This window comes from Plantactinospora sp. DSM 117369, assembly GCF_053764795.1.
This window is the reverse complement of record NZ_CM132446.1, coordinates 7374190-7390114: the sequence shown is the minus strand read 5'-3', so window position 1 is coordinate 7390114 and position 15925 is coordinate 7374190. Positions and strand designations below refer to the sequence as shown.

Annotated in this window: 15 protein-coding genes; 5 read left to right on the top strand and 10 right to left on the bottom strand. The window is 73.0% G+C overall.

Going from position 1 to position 15925, the window contains the following annotated elements; genetic code table 11:
* The first annotated feature begins 1 nt into the window (after position 1).
* On the top strand, positions 2–1960 hold the full coding sequence (gene asnB / locus ACSMXO_RS31225) for an asparagine synthase (glutamine-hydrolyzing) (protein ID WP_346258941.1): 1959 nt from the start codon (positions 2–4) through the stop codon (positions 1958–1960).
* A 79-nt stretch (positions 1961–2039) separates the two neighbouring features.
* Here the strand turns inward: asnB and ACSMXO_RS31220 are convergent, their stop codons facing one another.
* Positions 2040–3110 carry a lytic polysaccharide monooxygenase auxiliary activity family 9 protein gene (locus ACSMXO_RS31220; RefSeq protein WP_455414900.1) on the bottom strand — a complete coding sequence of 357 codons (1071 nt, stop codon included), beginning with the start codon at positions 3108–3110 and terminating at the stop codon, positions 2040–2042.
* 601 nt (positions 3111–3711) lie between these two features.
* On the opposite strand from ACSMXO_RS31220, the gene ACSMXO_RS31215 reads away from it, so the two are divergent.
* Complete coding sequence (locus tag ACSMXO_RS31215; protein ID WP_346258940.1) at positions 3712–4650, top strand: carbohydrate kinase family protein; 939 nt, start codon at positions 3712–3714, stop codon at positions 4648–4650.
* A gap of 31 nt (positions 4651–4681) precedes the next feature.
* On the opposite strand, the gene ACSMXO_RS31210 is transcribed toward ACSMXO_RS31215, so the two are convergent.
* The 3 genes from ACSMXO_RS31210 to ACSMXO_RS31200 are packed head-to-tail and all read right to left on the bottom strand — an operon-like array spanning position 4682 to position 7222.
* Positions 4682–5884, bottom strand: coding sequence for a low temperature requirement protein A (locus ACSMXO_RS31210; protein WP_455414899.1), 1203 nt, complete (start codon positions 5882–5884; stop codon positions 4682–4684).
* A 22-nt stretch (positions 5885–5906) separates the two neighbouring features.
* Entirely contained in the window at positions 5907–6737 is an 831-nt protein-coding gene (locus ACSMXO_RS31205) for an MBL fold metallo-hydrolase (protein ID WP_455419354.1), read from the bottom strand.
* Positions 6738–6745: 8 nt separating this feature from the next.
* Positions 6746–7222 carry a thioesterase family protein gene (locus tag ACSMXO_RS31200; protein WP_455414898.1) on the bottom strand — a complete coding sequence of 159 codons (477 nt, stop codon included), beginning with the start codon at positions 7220–7222 and terminating at the stop codon, positions 6746–6748.
* Positions 7223–7467: 245 nt separating this feature from the next.
* On the opposite strand from ACSMXO_RS31200, the gene ACSMXO_RS31195 reads away from it, so the two are divergent.
* Together ACSMXO_RS31195 and ACSMXO_RS31190 are read left to right on the top strand one after the other, a co-directional pair.
* Positions 7468–8274 carry a helix-turn-helix domain-containing protein gene (locus ACSMXO_RS31195; protein WP_455414897.1) on the top strand — a complete coding sequence of 269 codons (807 nt, stop codon included), beginning with the start codon at positions 7468–7470 and terminating at the stop codon, positions 8272–8274.
* The gene (locus ACSMXO_RS31190; RefSeq protein WP_455414896.1) at positions 8265–8459 is read left to right on the top strand and encodes a DUF397 domain-containing protein; all 195 of its coding nucleotides are present in this window, start codon (positions 8265–8267) and stop codon (positions 8457–8459) included. The genes ACSMXO_RS31195 and ACSMXO_RS31190 overlap by 10 nt, the downstream gene beginning before the upstream one ends.
* Before the next feature lie 205 nt (positions 8460–8664).
* Here the strand turns inward: ACSMXO_RS31190 and ACSMXO_RS31185 are convergent, their stop codons facing one another.
* Genes ACSMXO_RS31185 through ACSMXO_RS31175 form a run of 3 tightly spaced genes read right to left on the bottom strand, consistent with a single transcriptional unit; the run spans position 8665 to position 12181 of the window.
* The gene (locus tag ACSMXO_RS31185; protein WP_455414895.1) at positions 8665–10956 is read right to left on the bottom strand and encodes an FtsX-like permease family protein; all 2292 of its coding nucleotides are present in this window, start codon (positions 10954–10956) and stop codon (positions 8665–8667) included.
* Positions 10953–11630, bottom strand: coding sequence for an ABC transporter ATP-binding protein (locus ACSMXO_RS31180; protein ID WP_455414894.1), 678 nt, complete (start codon positions 11628–11630; stop codon positions 10953–10955). The genes ACSMXO_RS31185 and ACSMXO_RS31180 overlap by 4 nt, the downstream gene beginning before the upstream one ends.
* Entirely contained in the window at positions 11627–12181 is a 555-nt protein-coding gene (locus ACSMXO_RS31175; protein WP_346258935.1) for a PadR family transcriptional regulator, read from the bottom strand. The genes ACSMXO_RS31180 and ACSMXO_RS31175 overlap by 4 nt, the downstream gene beginning before the upstream one ends.
* Positions 12182–12411: 230 nt before the next feature.
* On the opposite strand from ACSMXO_RS31175, the gene ACSMXO_RS31170 reads away from it, so the two are divergent.
* Entirely contained in the window at positions 12412–13470 is a 1059-nt protein-coding gene (locus tag ACSMXO_RS31170) for a phosphatase PAP2 family protein (protein ID WP_455419353.1), read from the top strand.
* Here the strand turns inward: ACSMXO_RS31170 and ACSMXO_RS31165 are convergent.
* The 3 genes from ACSMXO_RS31165 to ACSMXO_RS31155 all read right to left on the bottom strand — a co-directional run bounded on the left by ACSMXO_RS31165 (position 13454) and on the right by ACSMXO_RS31155 (position 15728).
* Positions 13454–14857 carry a PH domain-containing protein gene (locus ACSMXO_RS31165; protein WP_455414893.1) on the bottom strand — a complete coding sequence of 468 codons (1404 nt, stop codon included), beginning with the start codon at positions 14855–14857 and terminating at the stop codon, positions 13454–13456. The genes ACSMXO_RS31170 and ACSMXO_RS31165 overlap by 17 nt on opposite strands.
* Entirely contained in the window at positions 14854–15333 is a 480-nt protein-coding gene (locus ACSMXO_RS31160; protein ID WP_346259012.1) for a PH domain-containing protein, read from the bottom strand. Before ACSMXO_RS31160 ends, ACSMXO_RS31165 begins: the two co-directional genes overlap by 4 nt.
* A 137-nt stretch (positions 15334–15470) precedes the next feature.
* The gene (locus ACSMXO_RS31155; RefSeq protein ID WP_346258932.1) at positions 15471–15728 is read right to left on the bottom strand and encodes a hypothetical protein; all 258 of its coding nucleotides are present in this window, start codon (positions 15726–15728) and stop codon (positions 15471–15473) included.
* Positions 15729–15925 lie beyond the last annotated feature (197 nt).

Below are 15925 nucleotides of genomic sequence, written 5' to 3'. Positions count from 1 at the left end.
CATGTGCGGACTCCTGGCCTTCTTCAGCGCGCACGGCAACGCCGGCGCACACCGAGACGCCCTGGCCGGTGCGTTGGAATGCCTGCACCACCGGGGACCGGACGAGACCGGTGTAGAGGTGATTTCCACCCCGGACGGGTACACCGACGCCGTCTTCGCGCACAAGCGGCTCTCGATCATCGACGTGGCGTCCAGCCACGAGCCGCTGCCGTACGCGGGCGGCCGCTACCTGCTGACCTTCAACGGCGAGATCTACAACTACATCGAGCTGCGCGAGGAGCTGGCCCGGGACTACGGCGCCCAGTTCGCCACCGCCGGTGACGGCGAGGTGATCGTCGCCGGCTTCCACTACTGGGGAGAGCAGGTGCTCACCCGGCTGCGCGGGATGTTCGCCTTCGTGATCTGGGACCGCCAGCAGCGCCGGGCCTTCGGCGCCCGGGACTACTTCGGGATCAAGCCGCTGCACTACCTGCAGACCCGGGACGGGGTCTACCTCGCCTCGGAGAAGAAGGCGCTGCTGCCGTTCGCGCCGTCGGCGCACGCCGGAGACGCCGGGGTGGACACCGCCAACCTGTCGCACTACCTGACGTTGCAGTACGTCCCCGAGCCCGGCACTCTGCACCAGGGGATCAACCGGATCGGCTCCGGGGAGTACCTGACCTGGAGCCCGGGCCGGCAGATCGAGGTGCGCCGCTGGTACCGGCCGGTGTTCCGGCCCGCCCCGGTGCAGGAGCCGCAGAAGCTCTACGACCGGATCCGGGAGACGCTGCGGGAGAGCGTCCGGATGCACATGCGGGCCGACGTGCCGGTCGGCTGCTTCCTCTCCAGCGGCATCGACTCGACCGCCGTGGTGGCGCTGGCCCGGGAGTTCAACCCCAACATCCTCACCTTCACCGTCGGCTACGACGTGCCCGGCTACTCCGAGATCGAGGTGGCCCAGGACTCGGCCCGGCACCTCGGGGTGACCACCATCCCGACCAAGATCGGCCCCCGGGACATGATGGAGGCGCTGCCGAAGATCGTCTGGCACCTGGACGACCCGGTCGCCGACCCGGCCCTGGTGCCGCTCTACTTCGTCGCCAAGAAGGCCGCCGAGCATGTCACGGTGGTGCTCTCCGGCGAGGGCGCGGACGAGTTCTTCGGCGGGTACACGATCTATCGGGAGCCGCTCTCGCTCGGCGCGGTCAACGGCCTGCCCGGCGGGGTGCAGAAGGGGCTGCGCGCGGTCTCCAAGGCGATCCCGCAGGGGGTCAAGGGCAAGAGCTTCCTGGAGCGCGGCACCACCCCGATCGAGCAGCGCTACTACGGCAACGCCCGGATGTTCACCGAGGAGGAGAAGCAGAAGCTGCTCCGCCGGTACGACCCGGGGGTGCGCTACACCGACGTGACCGCGCCGATCTACGCCGAGTGCACCGAGCTGGACGACGTGACCAAGATGCAGTACGTCGACCTCTACACCTGGCTGCGCGGCGACATCCTGGTCAAGGCGGACCGGATCTCGATGGCGCACTCGCTGGAGGTGCGGGTGCCGTTCCTCGACCGGGAGGTGTTCGAGGTCGCCGCCGGCATCCCGGTGGACCTGAAGCTGCCGCCCCGCTCCGACGCGACGAAATACGCCATGCGGCAGGCGTTGCAGGGCGTGGTGCCGCCGGCCATCGTCAACCGGCGCAAGCTGGGCTTCCCGACCCCGACCCGGGTCTGGCTGGCCGGCGAGATGTACGACTGGGCCCGGCACATCTTCTCGATCTCCGGCGCGGGCGACCTGCTCGACCTGTCGTACGCGATGCGGCTGCTCGACGAGCACCAGCGGGGCGAGGCCGACCACTCCCGCAAGATCTGGACCGTGCTGATCTTCTGTGTCTGGCACGCCATCTTCGTGGCCCGCACCCTGGACCCGGGCATCCAGCGCAACCAGTCGGCCCTGCTGACCAAGCCGGTGGTCGGCTCGATGGTCCGCTGACCGCCCGTCCGACCTCCTGAGCGCAGCGAACGGGCCCGGCGCCGCCGACGCCGGGCCCGTCGCGTTTCTGCGGTGGCGGTTACGGGCTGGTGCAGGTCGGCGTCGGGGCGCCGGTGCTGTTGCCGCTGCCCACGAAGCCGAACGTGGCGCTCGCACCCGGGGCGAGGCTGCCGTTGTGCGCGACGTTGCGGACGGTCACCGTACTGCCGCTCTGGCTGTGCGTGCCGTTCCACAGGCTGCCGATGGTCTCGCCGTTCGCCCAGGTCCACTGGGTGCTCCAGCCGCTCAGCGCGGTGGTGCCGCTGTTCCGGATGGTCACCTCGGCCTGGAAGCCGCCGCTCCAGCTACCGGTCGACCGGTACGTGGCGGTGCAGGCGGCCGGGCCCGGGTTGCCGGTCGGCGGGGTGGTCGGGTTGCCGGTGGGCGGGTTGGTCGGGTTGGCACCCGGGCCAGCCCCGGTGACCTCGCCGTTGCCGCCGTCGAAGACCACGTCGGAGCAGCCGAAGAAGTTCTCGGCGCTGTCCGAGCGGACCCAGCGGGAGTAGATGATGTGCCGGCCGCTCTTGCCGGTCGGCAGCCGCCCGCTGAAGTAGTAGTGGCCCTCGTTGCTGCCGACCGCGCCCTGCTGCGGCGGGTTGGTCACCGTCAGGAACGGCGTCGCCTCCAGGTCGCTCCAGTTCAGCGCCTGGGTCGGGCTCCAGCCGTCCCGGGTCACGTAGAAGTAGAACGTGCCGGGGTGGTGGGCCCAGTTGCTGTACTTGAAGTTGAAGTTGCCACCGGCGGTCAGGTGGGTCAGCGGCCAGTCGTTGCGGGCCAGGTTGTAGCCGCTGAAGCTGCTGTTGCCGCCACTGCACAGCTGCCCGTCCGGGACGAAGCCGGTGGTCCGGCCCGCCGCGTCCGAGCGCAGCACGCTGAACCAGTTGTAGAGCGAGTTGGCCCCGCTCTGCGCCACCGCGGCCGCGCAGGCCGGGTTGTTGGGCCTGATGTCGCCCTGCGGGCTGAGCCCGTCCTTCCAGCAGAGGAAGGTACGGCTGCCCGGCGCCATGGCGGCACCGTGCGCGGTGACCGGAGTGGGATTGACCACCGTGATGACACCGGCGGTGAGCGCGGCCACGGCGCCGAGTACCGCGATCCTGCGTAGACGTTTCACCGAGTTCTCCTTCTGGGGGCAGTGAACCTCTTGCAACCTCCCCTCGCGGTTGGTGGTGGCCGAAGGTGGAGATCGGGCGCACTCGCCGCGCTGTTCAGGTTGAAAAAGGTTCAGTGTCGCAGCTGGTAACCGACGCTGCGGACGACCTGCGGGGGACCCGCGACACGGCGGGCGCCCGCTTCCGACACTGGTTGCGGTATCGCCGGTCCGCCCCGCCAGAGGTGGTGGGCTGGTATCTGCCGGACGGCAGACGGGCGACACGGCGCACAGTCCGATCACGGATGTGTGCCCTTCGCGTGGCCCCTTGCCGGCACCCGGCACAGCGCGTCAGCCCCCGCACTGGCTCGGTACGGGCAATCGCATCACGGAACCCGGCCCGAGGCAATAGGAATCTCTCGATGAAATGTTTCCCGGCGGAACGGCTGGCCACCGGGTCGGACGTCCGGCCGACCCGTCCGGTGCACCGTCGCGGATCACGCTCCCCGGGGCGGGAGCCGCCGCCCGGTCCGCCCGGTGGGCACGACGGAACCGCCGATGTGCCAGGGTCAGGGGGAACACCGGACTCGGCCGGTGCGATGCGGTGCGGTGCGGGAGGGCTCGGATGGGATACGCGGTGGTGCTGGGCGAGGCCCTCGTCGACCTGCTGGACGGCGAGTACGACGGGCAGCCCGTCTACCGGCAGGCGATCGGCGGGGCCCCGCTGAACGTGGCCGTCGGGGCGGCCCGGCTCGGCGCGGAGGTGGAGTTCGCCGGCTCGCTCGGCGACGACGTACTCGCCGGGCGGATCGCCGACTTCCTGGCCGTCGCCGGGGTAGGCCGGCGGGGCGTGGTGGTCCGCCCCGTGCCCACCGCGCTGGCGGTGGCCACCTTCGCCGGGGCGGAACCCGACTTCCGGTTCTACGGGGAACCGCTCTCCTACGGGCTGCTCGGGCCGGAGGATCTCGACGTACCCCTGGTCGAGGGCGCCTCGGTGCTCTATGCCGGCTCGATCGTCCTGCTCTGCCCGCCGGTGCTGGCCGCCGCCCGGCGGGCCTGGACGCTCGCCACCGGCCTGCGGGTCTTCGACCCGAACGTGCGGCCCCGGCTGCTGCCGGACCAGGCCGCGGTGGCCGGGTTCCGGGACGTGGTGGCCGAGTTCGTCGCCTCCGCCGACCTGGTCAAGCTGAGTGTGGCCGACGCCGAGGTGCTCTACGGCGACGCCTCTGCCGAGGCCGTCGCCGGGCGGCTGCACGACCTCGGCGCCGGCACCGTCGTGGTCACCCTGGGTCCGCGCGGCGCGCTCGTCTCGACCGCCGCCGACACCGCTGGAGTACGCCTGCCGGCGCCGGTGGTCGACGCCGTCGACGCCACCGGCGCGGGTGACTCGGTGATGGCGGCCCTGATCGCCGGCTTGCTCGCCGACGGCCTCCCGGCGGACCCGGCCGGTTGGTCCGACCGGGTCGGCTACGCGCTCCAGGTCGCCGGGCTGGTCTGCGAGTCCCCGGGCGGCGCGGTCTCGATGCCGACCCGGGCGCAGGTCGCCCGCCGCTTCCCCGGCTGACCCGCCCCGCCGGCCGCGACGGCACCGGACACTAGACCGGGGGTGCCGGTTCCTCCACCGGCTTGCCGTACGAGCGCCGCGCGTCCGCGCCGACGACGCCGAGCAGTACCACGGTGACGGCGGCACCGGCAGCGAGCGGCGGCAGGTGCAGGGCTGCCGGGGTCAGCAGCCCGAGGGCCAGCAGACCGCCCGCCCGGGATCGGGAGATCCGGCCGAAGACCTGGAACTCGAGGACCGATCGTCCGGCGAGGAAGAGCGCGGGGCCGCCGAGGATGGCGACGAGCCAGGTCGCCGCGAGGTCGTCGAGCGGCTCGGTGATGAACAGCTCGAAGCCGACGCCGGTCAGCACGATCCCGGCGATCATCGCGAGGTGGGCGAACGCCAGGTCGGTGGTGAGCCGGGAGGTGTTCCGGGAGCGGCTTATCGCCGCGCTCAGCACCCGTCCCGCCAGATGGAAGTAGATCCGCCACAGCAGGAGGGTGCTCGCCAGCGCCAGCGCGAACCCGACCGTCTGCTCGGCGTGGAACCGGCTGCCGCTGAAGGCCAGCCCGATGACGAAGATCGCCTCACCGAGCGCGATGAGGAGAAACTGCTGGTACCGCTCGGCCAGGTGCTCGGCCGCGATCCGGCGGACGCCGAGCCGCTGCGCACCGAGCCGAGGGGTCGGCCAGCCGAGGAGCAGCCCGGTGTAGTCGACGAGTACCGCGACGGTCCAGAGCGGTCCCCGGACCGTGCCCTCCTCGACCAGCCCGCCGACGACCCAGAGCGGCGCGCTCAGGCCGAGCCAGAACAGGATCCGGATGGACTGCCGCGGATCCGGCCGGCCGTGCTCGGCGAGGTGGAAGTACACCACCCGGCCGATCTGGAGGGCCACGAAGGTGACCGCGAAGAGCGGGGCCCGCTCGCCGAAGCCGTCGGGTACCGCGACGGCCATCACCATGGCACCGATGGTGGTCAGCACGACGACGGTCTGCACCACCGGCGCCTCCGGCTCCAGCCAACTGGTCGACCAGACCGTCAGCGACCAGAGCGCCCACAGCGCCAGGAAGAGCAGCAGGGACTGCCCGACGCCGGCCGGTACGCCGCGCTGGTCGCCGGTGAAGTCCGCGATCAACCGGGCCGAGATCCGGGTGAGGGCGAAGACGAAGACCAGATCGAGCAGCAGTTCCAGGAAGGTGGCCCGCTGTGGGGTGGCCGCGCTGCGTAACAGCCGCCGGCCACCCTCCTCGGTCACCCGTCCCTCGAACGTCGGGCTGCTAGGCGTCGCCGCGCAGCTCGGCGTACCCGCGCTGGACGGCGGCGAGGCCGGCCTCCGGGCCGAACGGCGTGCGCTGGGCGACCCGCTCGGCGGGGGCCCGATCGGCGTCCCCGTTGCGGATCAGCCAGCTCATGGTGGCCAGGTCGTCGTGCTGGACCCGGACGAACTCGGTGTCGACCACCGTGCCGTGGCCCGGCACCACCACCGTGCCCGGGGTGAGGCAGCGGAGCAGCGCGGCGACCGTCTCCACCCACTCCAGCGGAAAGGCGTCCTCGAAGGCCGGCGGGCCGCTCTGCTCGATCAGGTCACCGGCGACCAGCACGTCGGCGTCCGGTACCTGCACCACCAGGTCACCCTCGGTGTGCCCCCGGCCGAGGTGGCGCAGCAGCACCGCCCGGCCGCCGACGTCGATCGTGGCCTCCTGGTGTACCGGGTGGGTGGGGGCGAGGATCGTGGTCCGGGCCAGCTCGGCGGCGAGCCCGGGATCGGCCGGCAGCACCTCGTCGTACGCCTGCCGGCGCACCAGCGCGGGCTGTTCGCGGAGCAGCCGGACGGTCTCGGAGTGGGCGTAGATCGGCACCGGGCCCCCGGCGGCCAGCGCCGCGTTGCCGAAGCAGTGGTCGAAGTGGTGGTGCGTGTTGACCACCACCAGCGGATCGGTGGTGAGCCCCCGGACGGCGGAGAGCAGTTCGGCGGCCTGACCGGCGGTGGAGAGGGTGTCCACCACCAGCGCCGTGCCGTCGCCGACCACCAGGGTCACGTTGACGTCGAGCAGCGGCTGGCGCAGCACGTACACCCGGTCGGCGATCTCGGTGAAGGCGATGCCCATGGTCGTCGTCATGTCGTACCGAGAGCCCGCTCCACGAACCGGTGCCGGTCCACCAGGACCCGTTCCACCCGGCCCTCGGCTACCGTCGTCGCGCCCTCGGTGACGGCCACCTCGAAGAGCAGCCGCCGCCCGTCGACCTTGGCCAGCCGGGCCTGCGCCACGGCGGTCCGGCCGATCGCGGTCGGCACCCGGTGGTCGAGTTCCACCCGCATGCCGACGGTGGTCATCCCGGCCGGCAGCCGGCTCGCGGTGGCGGCGACGGTAGCCGCCTCGGCCAGCGCCAGCACCCGGGGCGTGCCCAGCACCGGTACGTCGCCGGAGCCGACCGCCTGCGCGGTGTCGACGTCGGTGACGGTCAGCTCGACCCGGGCGGTCAGGCCCGGCGGAAATACGCTCTGCGGCTCCGTCGTGGGCCCGCTGACCTGCGGTGGGTCCGACTCCGACGGTGACTCCGGCGCCTGCTCGGCCGGGTGTTCCTGGTCCATGGGGCAAAGCGTAGATGTTCCGCCGACCGGCGTTGCCGACACGGTGCGACACGCCGTACCGCTATCGGATAGTCCACAGCCGGGCCTCTTCCCGGACCGTCGAGACCGTACGCGGCCAGGTGGTTCTCGTGCCGTGACGATCCCGCTACCCTCAGGCTCCGTCGGCATCGATCGGAGGCGTAGGTGCCGCTGCATACGGAGGCGAGGACACGACGGGGTTGGCCTGAGCAGAGGGAGAGACGGACGTGGGACGGTCGACGGCACTGGTCATCTACGCCGAGGAGTTGCGCCGGGCGCGGGCCGGGGCGGAACTGTCGCAGCAGGGGCTGAGCGAGCGGATCAAGTACTCGGCGGCGCTGATCGCCAAGATCGAGCTGTGCGAGCGGCGGCCCAGCCGCGACTTCACGCTCCGCTGCGAGCAGGTGTTGAACACTGGCGGACTGCTGGAGCGGATTCTCCGGGCGGCCGGCCAGGAGGCGGCGGTGCTGCCCTGGTTCCAGCACTGGGCCAACCTGGAACAGGAGGCGGTGATCCTGCGCTGCTATCAGCCGTTGGTGGTGCCGGGCCTGTTGCAGACCGAGGACTACGCCAGGGCCGTGCTCGCCAGCGGCGCGCTGCTCACTCCGGAGGAGGTGGCCGAGCAGGTCATCGCCCGGCTGGACCGGCAGCAGGTGCTCTCCCGGGAGCCGGCGCCGCATCTCTTCGCGGTCATCGACGAGGGCGTGCTGCACCGTGCGGTCGGCGGCCCGGCGGTGATGCGTGAGCAGTTGCTCGCGATCGTCCGGGTCTGCGCCGAGCACCCCCGGGTCCGCGTGCAGGTCGTGCCGGCCTCGGCCGGCGCGTACGCTGGGCTGAACGGGCCATTCACCATCGCCACTCCCCAGGAGGGCGACGACGTCGCGTTCCTGGACAACTCCCGCCGGGGCATGGTCCTCGACCAGCCGGAGGACGTCGGCGCGCTGCACCGGGCGTGGGAGGCGATCCGCAGCGTGGCCCTGCCGCACGAGCAGTCGATCGAGTTGATTTCAGAGGTGGCGGAGCGATGGAACTGACCGGGGCGCGGTGGCGGAAGAGCAGCCGGAGCAACGGTACCGGCGGGGACTGCGTGGAGGTCGCCGGCAACCTGCCCGGGATGGTGGCGGTGCGGGACAGCAAGGACCCGGCCGGGCCGGTGCTGCGCTTCGACCCGTACGCCTGGCGGGTCTTCGTGGGTGCGGTGCCGGCGGCCCGCCCATAAGAACGAACGCCGTGGTCGACCGGGGACGACCGCCTGGGTCGGGCGGGTGCACAAGCGGGGCAGCTCGACAGTCCGCGCGACAGGCACCGTCAACTCCGCCCGAGCGATCCGCGACCGACGGGGCAGCACCCATAACGGCGACCCAGCCGGTATCCGGGATCGAAGCGTCGCCCCAGATACCGGCTGCCCCGATCGCCTCGCCCGGTCAGGGCCGGCGGAGCTGTTCGGCGGTGATCCGCTGGGTCAGCCAGGCCGGTACGGCGATCAGCACCAGCCCGACCGCCAGCGCCCCGCCAGCCAGCCAGAGCGCCGGGGCGACCCGGTCGAACACCCGCCCCACGTCCAGGTCGAGCAGGCCGGCGAGGACGGCCGCGAGGGTGACCGTCGCCAGGCTGGCCAGGCCGAGCCCGATCACCAGCGGCAGGGTGCCGAACCCGACCTCTCCGGCGGTGATGGTGCGCGGGCTGGTGCCGACCACGGCCAGCGTGGCGTTGTCGCGGCGCCGCTCCACCGTGCGGTCGATCGCGGCGGCGGCGAACGCCCCGATGCCGAGCACGAAGGTCACGGTGAGCCCGGTGACCAGCAGGGTCACCAGGAGTTCCGTGTCGAAGCCGCGCCGGGCGCCGAGGTCGCCGCCGAGATAGTGGCTCGGCACCTGGGCGGCCAGCACCTGGGCGGCCCGGTCGGCGGTGGCCGGGTCGCTCGCCACCAACTGCATCGAGGAGGACGGCGGGACGTTCAGCGTGGCGGCGACCGGCGCCTGCCGGGTGACCAGCATCATGCCGCCCATCCCCACGTCGAACCGCATCCGCGTGTGCAGGATCTGCTCCGGTACCGGGATCCGGGTGCCGCCCTGCGCGATCACCTCACTACCCGGCTCCGGCAGCGGTGGCCCGCCGAACCAGTGCTCGTGCACCAGCCGGTAAACCCGGCCGTCCACGCAGGATTCCCCGGCGTCGAGCCTGAACATGCCGGTGAAGTCCGCGCAGTCGCCGACGATCAGATAGCCCTGCTCGCCGGAGACGGTCGCCGGCAGGCTGGCCAGGTCGACGACCTGCACGCCGGGGACCTGCCGCAGTTCGGCGGCCGGGATCGGCCCCGGGCCGCGGACCGAGTACATCCGGGGTCCGCCCGGGTCGTCGGCCGCGCCGAGGTCGCGGACGTCGACGACCAGGCTGACGCTGAGGGAGCCCATCCCGGCCACGTAGATCATCACGGTGAAGGCGGCGACCAGCCGGGGTGCCACCCCGGGGGCGTGCCGCAGCCGGGCGGCGGCCAGTTCCAGCCAGACCGGGGTACCCGGCAGCCGGGCGACCAGTGCGGCGGCGGCGTACCCGAGGGTGGGCAGGGCCAGCGGTAAGGCCAGCCCGATGAGCAGCATCGAGAGGGCGAAGAGCAGGGCGTCGGACTGGTGGGGTTCGTGCCGGCCGGTCCAGCCGGCCAGCACCGCCCCGGCGAGCCCGGCCAGCAGCGGCAGCAGCCGCCAGACGCCGGGCCGGCGGTGCGGCGCGTCCCGGCGCACGGCCAGCGGGTTGACCCGGGCCGGTCGGGTGGCGAGGACGCCGATGGCGACCGCGTACGCCACGGTCAGCGCGACCATGCCGACGACCACCGGGACCGGTACGGCGAGGTCGGCGGCGTACCAGCGCAGCCGGCCAATCCGCCAGCCCTCCGACAGCGGGGCGAGGATCGCGAAGCCGGTCAGGCCGAGCAGCGCGCCGCCGAGCGTGACCACCCCGGTCTCCACCGCGTTGACCAGCGTCGCCTGCCGGGCCGAGACGCCGAGCAGCCGCAGGGCGGCGATCCGGCGGTCCCGGGTGGAGGCGGAGAGCCGGGCGCAGGTGGCCAGGAAGACGCCGAACGGGACCAGCACGAAGAGCCCGAAGGCGCCGGCCAGGATCCGGGCCGGGGTGAAGACGTCCGGTCCGGAGCCTTGGCCGAGGGCGTACTCCAGTGCATGGCCGAATCCGGTGACCGGCCAGTGCTCGTCGAGCATCCGATCCTCCTCCGGCACCGCTGCCGGTGGGGCGCCGACGTAGGCCAGCAGCTCGTCCGGGGCGAGCAGCCCGGCCGGGCCGACCGTGCCGATCATCCGCTGCGGGAAGCGCCCGGCCGCCCGGGGGTCGGTGGCGAGCAGGTCGCGCAGGGCCGGCGACACCACCATCTCCCCGGGCGCGGGCAGCACGGCCACCCCGGGCGGGCGCGGGCTGGTCGCGGTGGCGCCCACCACGGCGGTACGCCGGAGCACCCGGCCGCCGACCGCGTCCTCGATGTCGTAGATCCGCAGTGCCGACGGGCTGGCCGGCTTCTCCTCCCGTACCGGCGTGCGCGCCTCCGCCCGCTCGTGCTGCGCCCCGGCGACCGAGACCGTGGCCAGCGACGCCAGCACCAGCAGTACGCCGAGCGCCGCCCCGGACGACATCAGCGCGGTACGCAGCAGCCCGCCCCGCCCGGAGCCGATCGACAGCCTCAGTCCGAGCCAGATCCACCGCCTCATGCGGCTACCCGCCCGTCGCGGAGGAAGACCGTGCGGTCCGCGTACGCCGCGACCCGGGCCTCGTGGGTGACCATCACGACCGAGCTGCCCTCCTTGCGGGCCAGCCCGGTCAGCGCGTCCAGCACCACCTCGCCGGCCGCGCTGTCCAGCGCCCCGGTCGGCTCGTCGGCGAAGATCACCGACGGTCGGTGCGCGAGCGCGCGGGCGACGGCGACGCGCTGTGCCTCACCGCCGGAGACCTGCCCCGGGCGCCGGTCGGCCAGCTCGGCCACGGCCAGGTGGCCGAGCAACTCGGCACCTCGGCGCCGGGCCTCGGCCCGGGGCCTGCCGAGCAGCCGTAACGGCAGTTCGACGTTCTCCCGCAGGGACAGCTCCGGCACCAGGTCGCCGAACTGGAGCACGAAGCCGAACGACCGGAGCCGGAGGCTGCTGCGCCGGCTGTCGGAGAGGTTGTCGATGCGCTGTGCGTCGAGGCGTACCTCGCCGTGCTCGGGGCGGAGGATGCCGGCGAGTACGTGCAGCAGGGTCGACTTGCCGGAGCCGGACGGTCCCATGATGGCGACGATCTCGCCGGGGGCGATGGTCACGTCGGCGCCGTCGAGCGCGACGGTCCGGCCGAACCGGATGGCCAGGTCACGACCCTGGAGAGTCATCGTGCTGCCCTGGGATGTCATCGGGACTCCTTCTCCGCGTCGTCGACGCGGGATACCAGCGCGGCCAGCCGGGCGAGCCGGGCGACGGCGCCGTCGATCCACTTCAGATCGGCGTCGAGGTGGTACATCTCGAAGTCGGCGTCGAGCTGCGCGAGCAGGTCGCCGGCCTGCCGCTGGGCGCGCAGCTCGCGCATCCGGGCCAGGTGCGCCTGGCGCTGCCGGTCGAGCATCGGCTCGGCCGGTCGGCCGCTGGAGAGTGCGATCAGCACCTTGGCGAAGAGCACCCGGCGGCTGCCGGTCACCTCGGGCACCTCCGGCTCGTCGAGCCAGCGGTCGAGTTCGCCGACGCCCGCCTCGGTGATGGCGTAGACCCGGCGGTCCGGGCCGACCCCGCTGGCCACTCCGGTCAGGTCGATCAGCCCGTCCCGGTCCAGCCGGCCGAGAGTGGCGTAGACCTGGGCCGACTTGAGCGGGCGGCTGTTGCCGAACCACTCGTCGTAGCGGCGGCGCAGCACGTAGCCGTGTTGGGAGTGCGGTTCGAGAAGGCCGAGCAGGATCCGGGAGACCGACATGGCCCGGGACACTAGCAACTGAGTTGCTAAGCTAGCAAGCGAGTTGCTAGCCCGATCGAATCCGGTCCCACGGTCCGCGCGGTACCGCGTGCCGTCCGTCCCTCCCGGAGTCCGGCGTACCGGCGCCGTTAACCTGGACGGCGATGCTCGTTACCGTCACCGACACCCCACCCGCGCCGCCGCCCGGTCCGGCGGCCCCGGACGGCCGGCGCCGCCGCCGGTTCGTCGCCATGTCGATCTGGGCGGTGGCCTTCGTCGCCGCCTGGCTGCTGATCGGCCTGCCCACCGACCCGCTGTACGCCTTCGCCTGGCTCTGGGCCGCCACCATAGCCTGGCGCAGTGACCGCCCCTGGCGGACGCACCTGGGATTCGCCCGGGACTGGCTGCCGGTGGTGGTGCTGCTGGCCCTGTACAACCTCTCCCGGGGGTTCGCGGACAACGGGGCGACACCGCACGCCTACGAGCTGATCGTCACCGACCGGTGGATGTTCGGCTGGGCGATGGACGGCCAGGTCCCGACGGTCTGGCTGCAACAGCACCTCTACGACCCGGACGGCATCCACTGGTGGGACGTCGGGGTGAGCTGGGTCTACTTCTCGCACTTCGTGGTCACCCTGGCCGCGGCGGTGGTGCTCTGGCTGCGCTCCCGACCCCGCTGGGCGGCGTTCATGCGCCGGTGGGGCTTTCTCTGCGCCAGTGGCCTGGTGACCTACTTCCTCTACCCGGCCGCGCCGCCCTGGTGGGCCGCGCAGTACGGGATGCTGGAGGAGGTCGCCCGGATCTCCACCCGAGGCTGGCGGGAGTTCGGCATGCACGGCGCCGGCAACCTGCTCAACGCCGGTCAGATCGCCTCCAACCCGGTCGCCGCGATGCCGTCGCTGCACACCGCCTGGGCGCTCTTCGTGGTGGTCTTCTTCCTCGGCGCGACCCGGCGACGCTGGTGGCCGCTGCTGCTCTGCTACCCGCTGGCGATGACCTTCACCCTGGTCTACGCGGGCGAGCACTACGTGATCGACGTACTGGTCGGCTGGGCGTACGTGGGGGTGACCTTCCTGGTCGTCGGGCTCGCCGAGCGCTGGTGGGCGGCGCGCAGGGCCCGCCGCCGGCCGGTCGAGCCGGATCCGGCCGGGGCGGCGACCTCCCAGGCCGGCACCGGGCCGGCCGGGGAGCCCGGGCCGGACGTCGACAGCGCCCCGAAGGCCAGCACAGGTGCCCGGGCCGGGGCAGGCACCGACAGCGGGCCGGAGTCGGGGCCGGCGCCGGAGCGGACGGTCAGCGCGGGTCGCTGACCCGGGCGGCCCGGGCCCGGACGGTCAGTTCCGCCGCCAGCGCCCACGCCTCGTACAGGTCCCGGTCCCGGGCTGCCGCGCCGGGCCCGCCGGCCGTGTCCGCGTAGACGGTGGCCAGCCGCAGCCGGCGCTGCAGCGGACCCTGCACCACCCGTACGCTCTGGATCCGGGCGTACGGCACGACGAGGAGTTCCCGGGTCAGCAGTCCGGAGCGGACCGCGAAGACCCGGGCCGAGAGCCCGGCGCCGAGCGCGGTACGGGCCAGCGGGTGCACCCAGCGGGCCCGGGCCGGCGGCGGGGTGAGGGTGCCGGTGATCGCCACCCCGGGAAGGATCTCCGACATGATCATTTGTGCCGTGCCCAGGTCGCCGACCGGCAGTAGACGGTCCGGGTGGCTCCGGTCGTCCAGTTCACCGCTGGCGATCCCGGCGACCGACAGCCGCATCCGCAGCCACCCCTTCAGCCGCCAGAGCAGCGGCCAGGTGACCCCGATCGCCTGGAGCCGGTCCAGCGGTACGGTCTGGGCCCGGGTCTCCAGCAGACCGTGCCGGACCCGCAGCGCGGCGTCGTCGCGGGCCAGCCGGAAACTCCAGTCGTCCAGTACCCGCCGGATCGGCTGGAGCACCACCCCGGCCATCGCGGTGAGGGTGCTGGCGACCGCGATGAACGACCACGAGCCCTCGGTGAAGAACTGGGTCAGCACGAAGGCGAGGCCGAACGGCAGCAGGAACGCCTGCGGGGTGAGGAGCTGGCTGACCAGCAGGTCGCGGTTGGACACCGCGTGCAGGTGCCGGCCGGCCGGTGGCTCGGCGGTGCCGACCAGCCCCGGAAGGCCGGGTACGCCGGGCTGACCCGGCCACGGCGCTCCGGGCTGCCCGGGCGGTACCGTGCCGGGGCCGGCGGCCTCGGCGGGCGCTCCGGTCGGGCCGGACGGCGCCCGGCCGGCCAGCACCAGCAGGCGTTCCCGCAGCGCCACCGCGTCGGCCACCGTGACGTACGCCAGCGGCGCCTCCGTCTTGCCGCCGCCGACCACCTCCAGCCGCAGCTCGGCCAGCCCGCTGAGCTGGGCCAGCAGTGGCCGGACCACCTCCACCGACTGCAACCGCTCCAGCGGGATCGCCCGGGTACGCCGCCACAGCAGTCCCTCGTGGATCCGCAGCTCCCGCCCGACGATGTGGTAGCCGGTGTTGTACCAACTGACCACCGAGAGCGCGAGCGCGCCGACCAGCAGTACCGCCACCAGCAGGGCGAAGAAGCCGAGGCCGACCCGGGACAGGGTCGACCAGGAGAGCGCGGCGACGATCACCACCAGCGACTTCGCCCCGTGCAGCAGTGGACTCAACGGGTGCAGCCGCTGCCGGGGCTCGGCGGCCTCCTCGGGGGTCACAGACCCTCCGCCCGGTCCTCGCCGAGGGCGGTGAGCCGGTCGCGCAGCCGGGACGCCTCGGCCGGACGCAGGCCGGGCACCCGGGCATCGCTCGCGGCGGCGGCGGTGTGCAGTTGCACGGTGGCCAGGTCGAAGGCCCGTTCCAGCGGCCCGGCGGTGACATCGACGAACTGCATCCGGGCGTACGGCACGATCGACAGCCGCCGGACCAGCAGGCCGTGCCGGACCAGCAGGTCGTGGTCGCGCTCGGCGTACCCCCAGGCCCGGACGGCCCGGACGATCACCGCCAGCCGCCAGACGGTCAGCACGACCACCGCGCCGAGCAGGAGGCCGAAGAACCAGTGGCCGGTGAGCGCCAGGCCGACTCCGGCGCCGGCGGCGAGGGCCAGCATGCCGATGCCGAGCCGCAGTGCCTCCACCTTGATCAGGTCAGTGGAGACCGGCTGCCAGTGCACGGTCTCCGGCCACGGCTCCAGCGGGTCGGTCGGCCCGGCTGTGGGCCGTCCAGACGCCGGCTCACCGGTCGACGCCGCGCCGTGCTCGCTTCGGTCGTCCTCGCCGTGCTCGCTTCGGTCTGCGCTGCCGTGCTCGCTTCGGTCGCCGCCTCGCTCGCTCACGTGTCGAGCGTAGGCGATCCCCCGGCGGGTGTTACCTCGCGAAGGAACCCGCGCGCGCCGAGGAAGTCGCCGAGCGAGCGGCGGTGGTCGGCACAGGCGAGCCAGGTCTTGCGCCGCTGCGGGGTATGCAGCCGGGGATTGTTCCAGTGCAACGCCCAGACGGCCGCTGCCCGGCAGCCCCGGGCCGAGCAGATCCGGGGCGGGCTGTCTGCCGGTGGAGAGCCACCGCTCGCGGCTGCGGACCCGTCACTCACGGCGGCGAGTCTACGGCGCCGGCGGAGGGAGCCCGGAGGAAGAGATCGCCGGGCGGCCACGGGGGGAGCCGCCCGGCGATTCGCTGCATCGTACACAGAGAAAACCCCTCTATGTCTACCCACCATCGACCGTTTTCCGGATTGCGCGCCTCGCCGAGGCGCAAATGCGCGGGATGGAACCGCAAATCCGGTTCTCC

Excerpts from the sequence above, each read along its gene's own strand:
- ACSMXO_RS31180 (WP_455414894.1), bottom strand. The coding sequence starts at position 11,630 with ATGACATCCCAGGGCAGCACGATGACTCTCCAGGGTCGTGACCTGGCC.
- ACSMXO_RS31200 (WP_455414898.1), bottom strand. The coding sequence starts at position 7,222 with ATGGACCAGGAACACCCGGCCGAGCAGGCGCCGGAGTCACCGTCGGAG.
- ACSMXO_RS31215 (WP_346258940.1), top strand. The coding sequence starts at position 3,712 with ATGGGATACGCGGTGGTGCTGGGCGAGGCCCTCGTCGACCTGCTGGAC.
- asnB (WP_346258941.1), top strand. The coding sequence starts at position 2 with ATGTGCGGACTCCTGGCCTTCTTCAGCGCGCACGGCAACGCCGGCGCA.
- ACSMXO_RS31190 (WP_455414896.1), top strand. The coding sequence starts at position 8,265 with ATGGAACTGACCGGGGCGCGGTGGCGGAAGAGCAGCCGGAGCAACGGT.
- ACSMXO_RS31185 (WP_455414895.1), bottom strand. The coding sequence starts at position 10,956 with ATGAGGCGGTGGATCTGGCTCGGACTGAGGCTGTCGATCGGCTCCGGG.
- ACSMXO_RS31205 (WP_455419354.1), bottom strand. The coding sequence starts at position 6,737 with ATGGGCATCGCCTTCACCGAGATCGCCGACCGGGTGTACGTGCTGCGC.
- ACSMXO_RS31175 (WP_346258935.1), bottom strand. The coding sequence starts at position 12,181 with ATGTCGGTCTCCCGGATCCTGCTCGGCCTTCTCGAACCGCACTCCCAA.
- ACSMXO_RS31170 (WP_455419353.1), top strand. The coding sequence starts at position 12,412 with ATGTCGATCTGGGCGGTGGCCTTCGTCGCCGCCTGGCTGCTGATCGGC.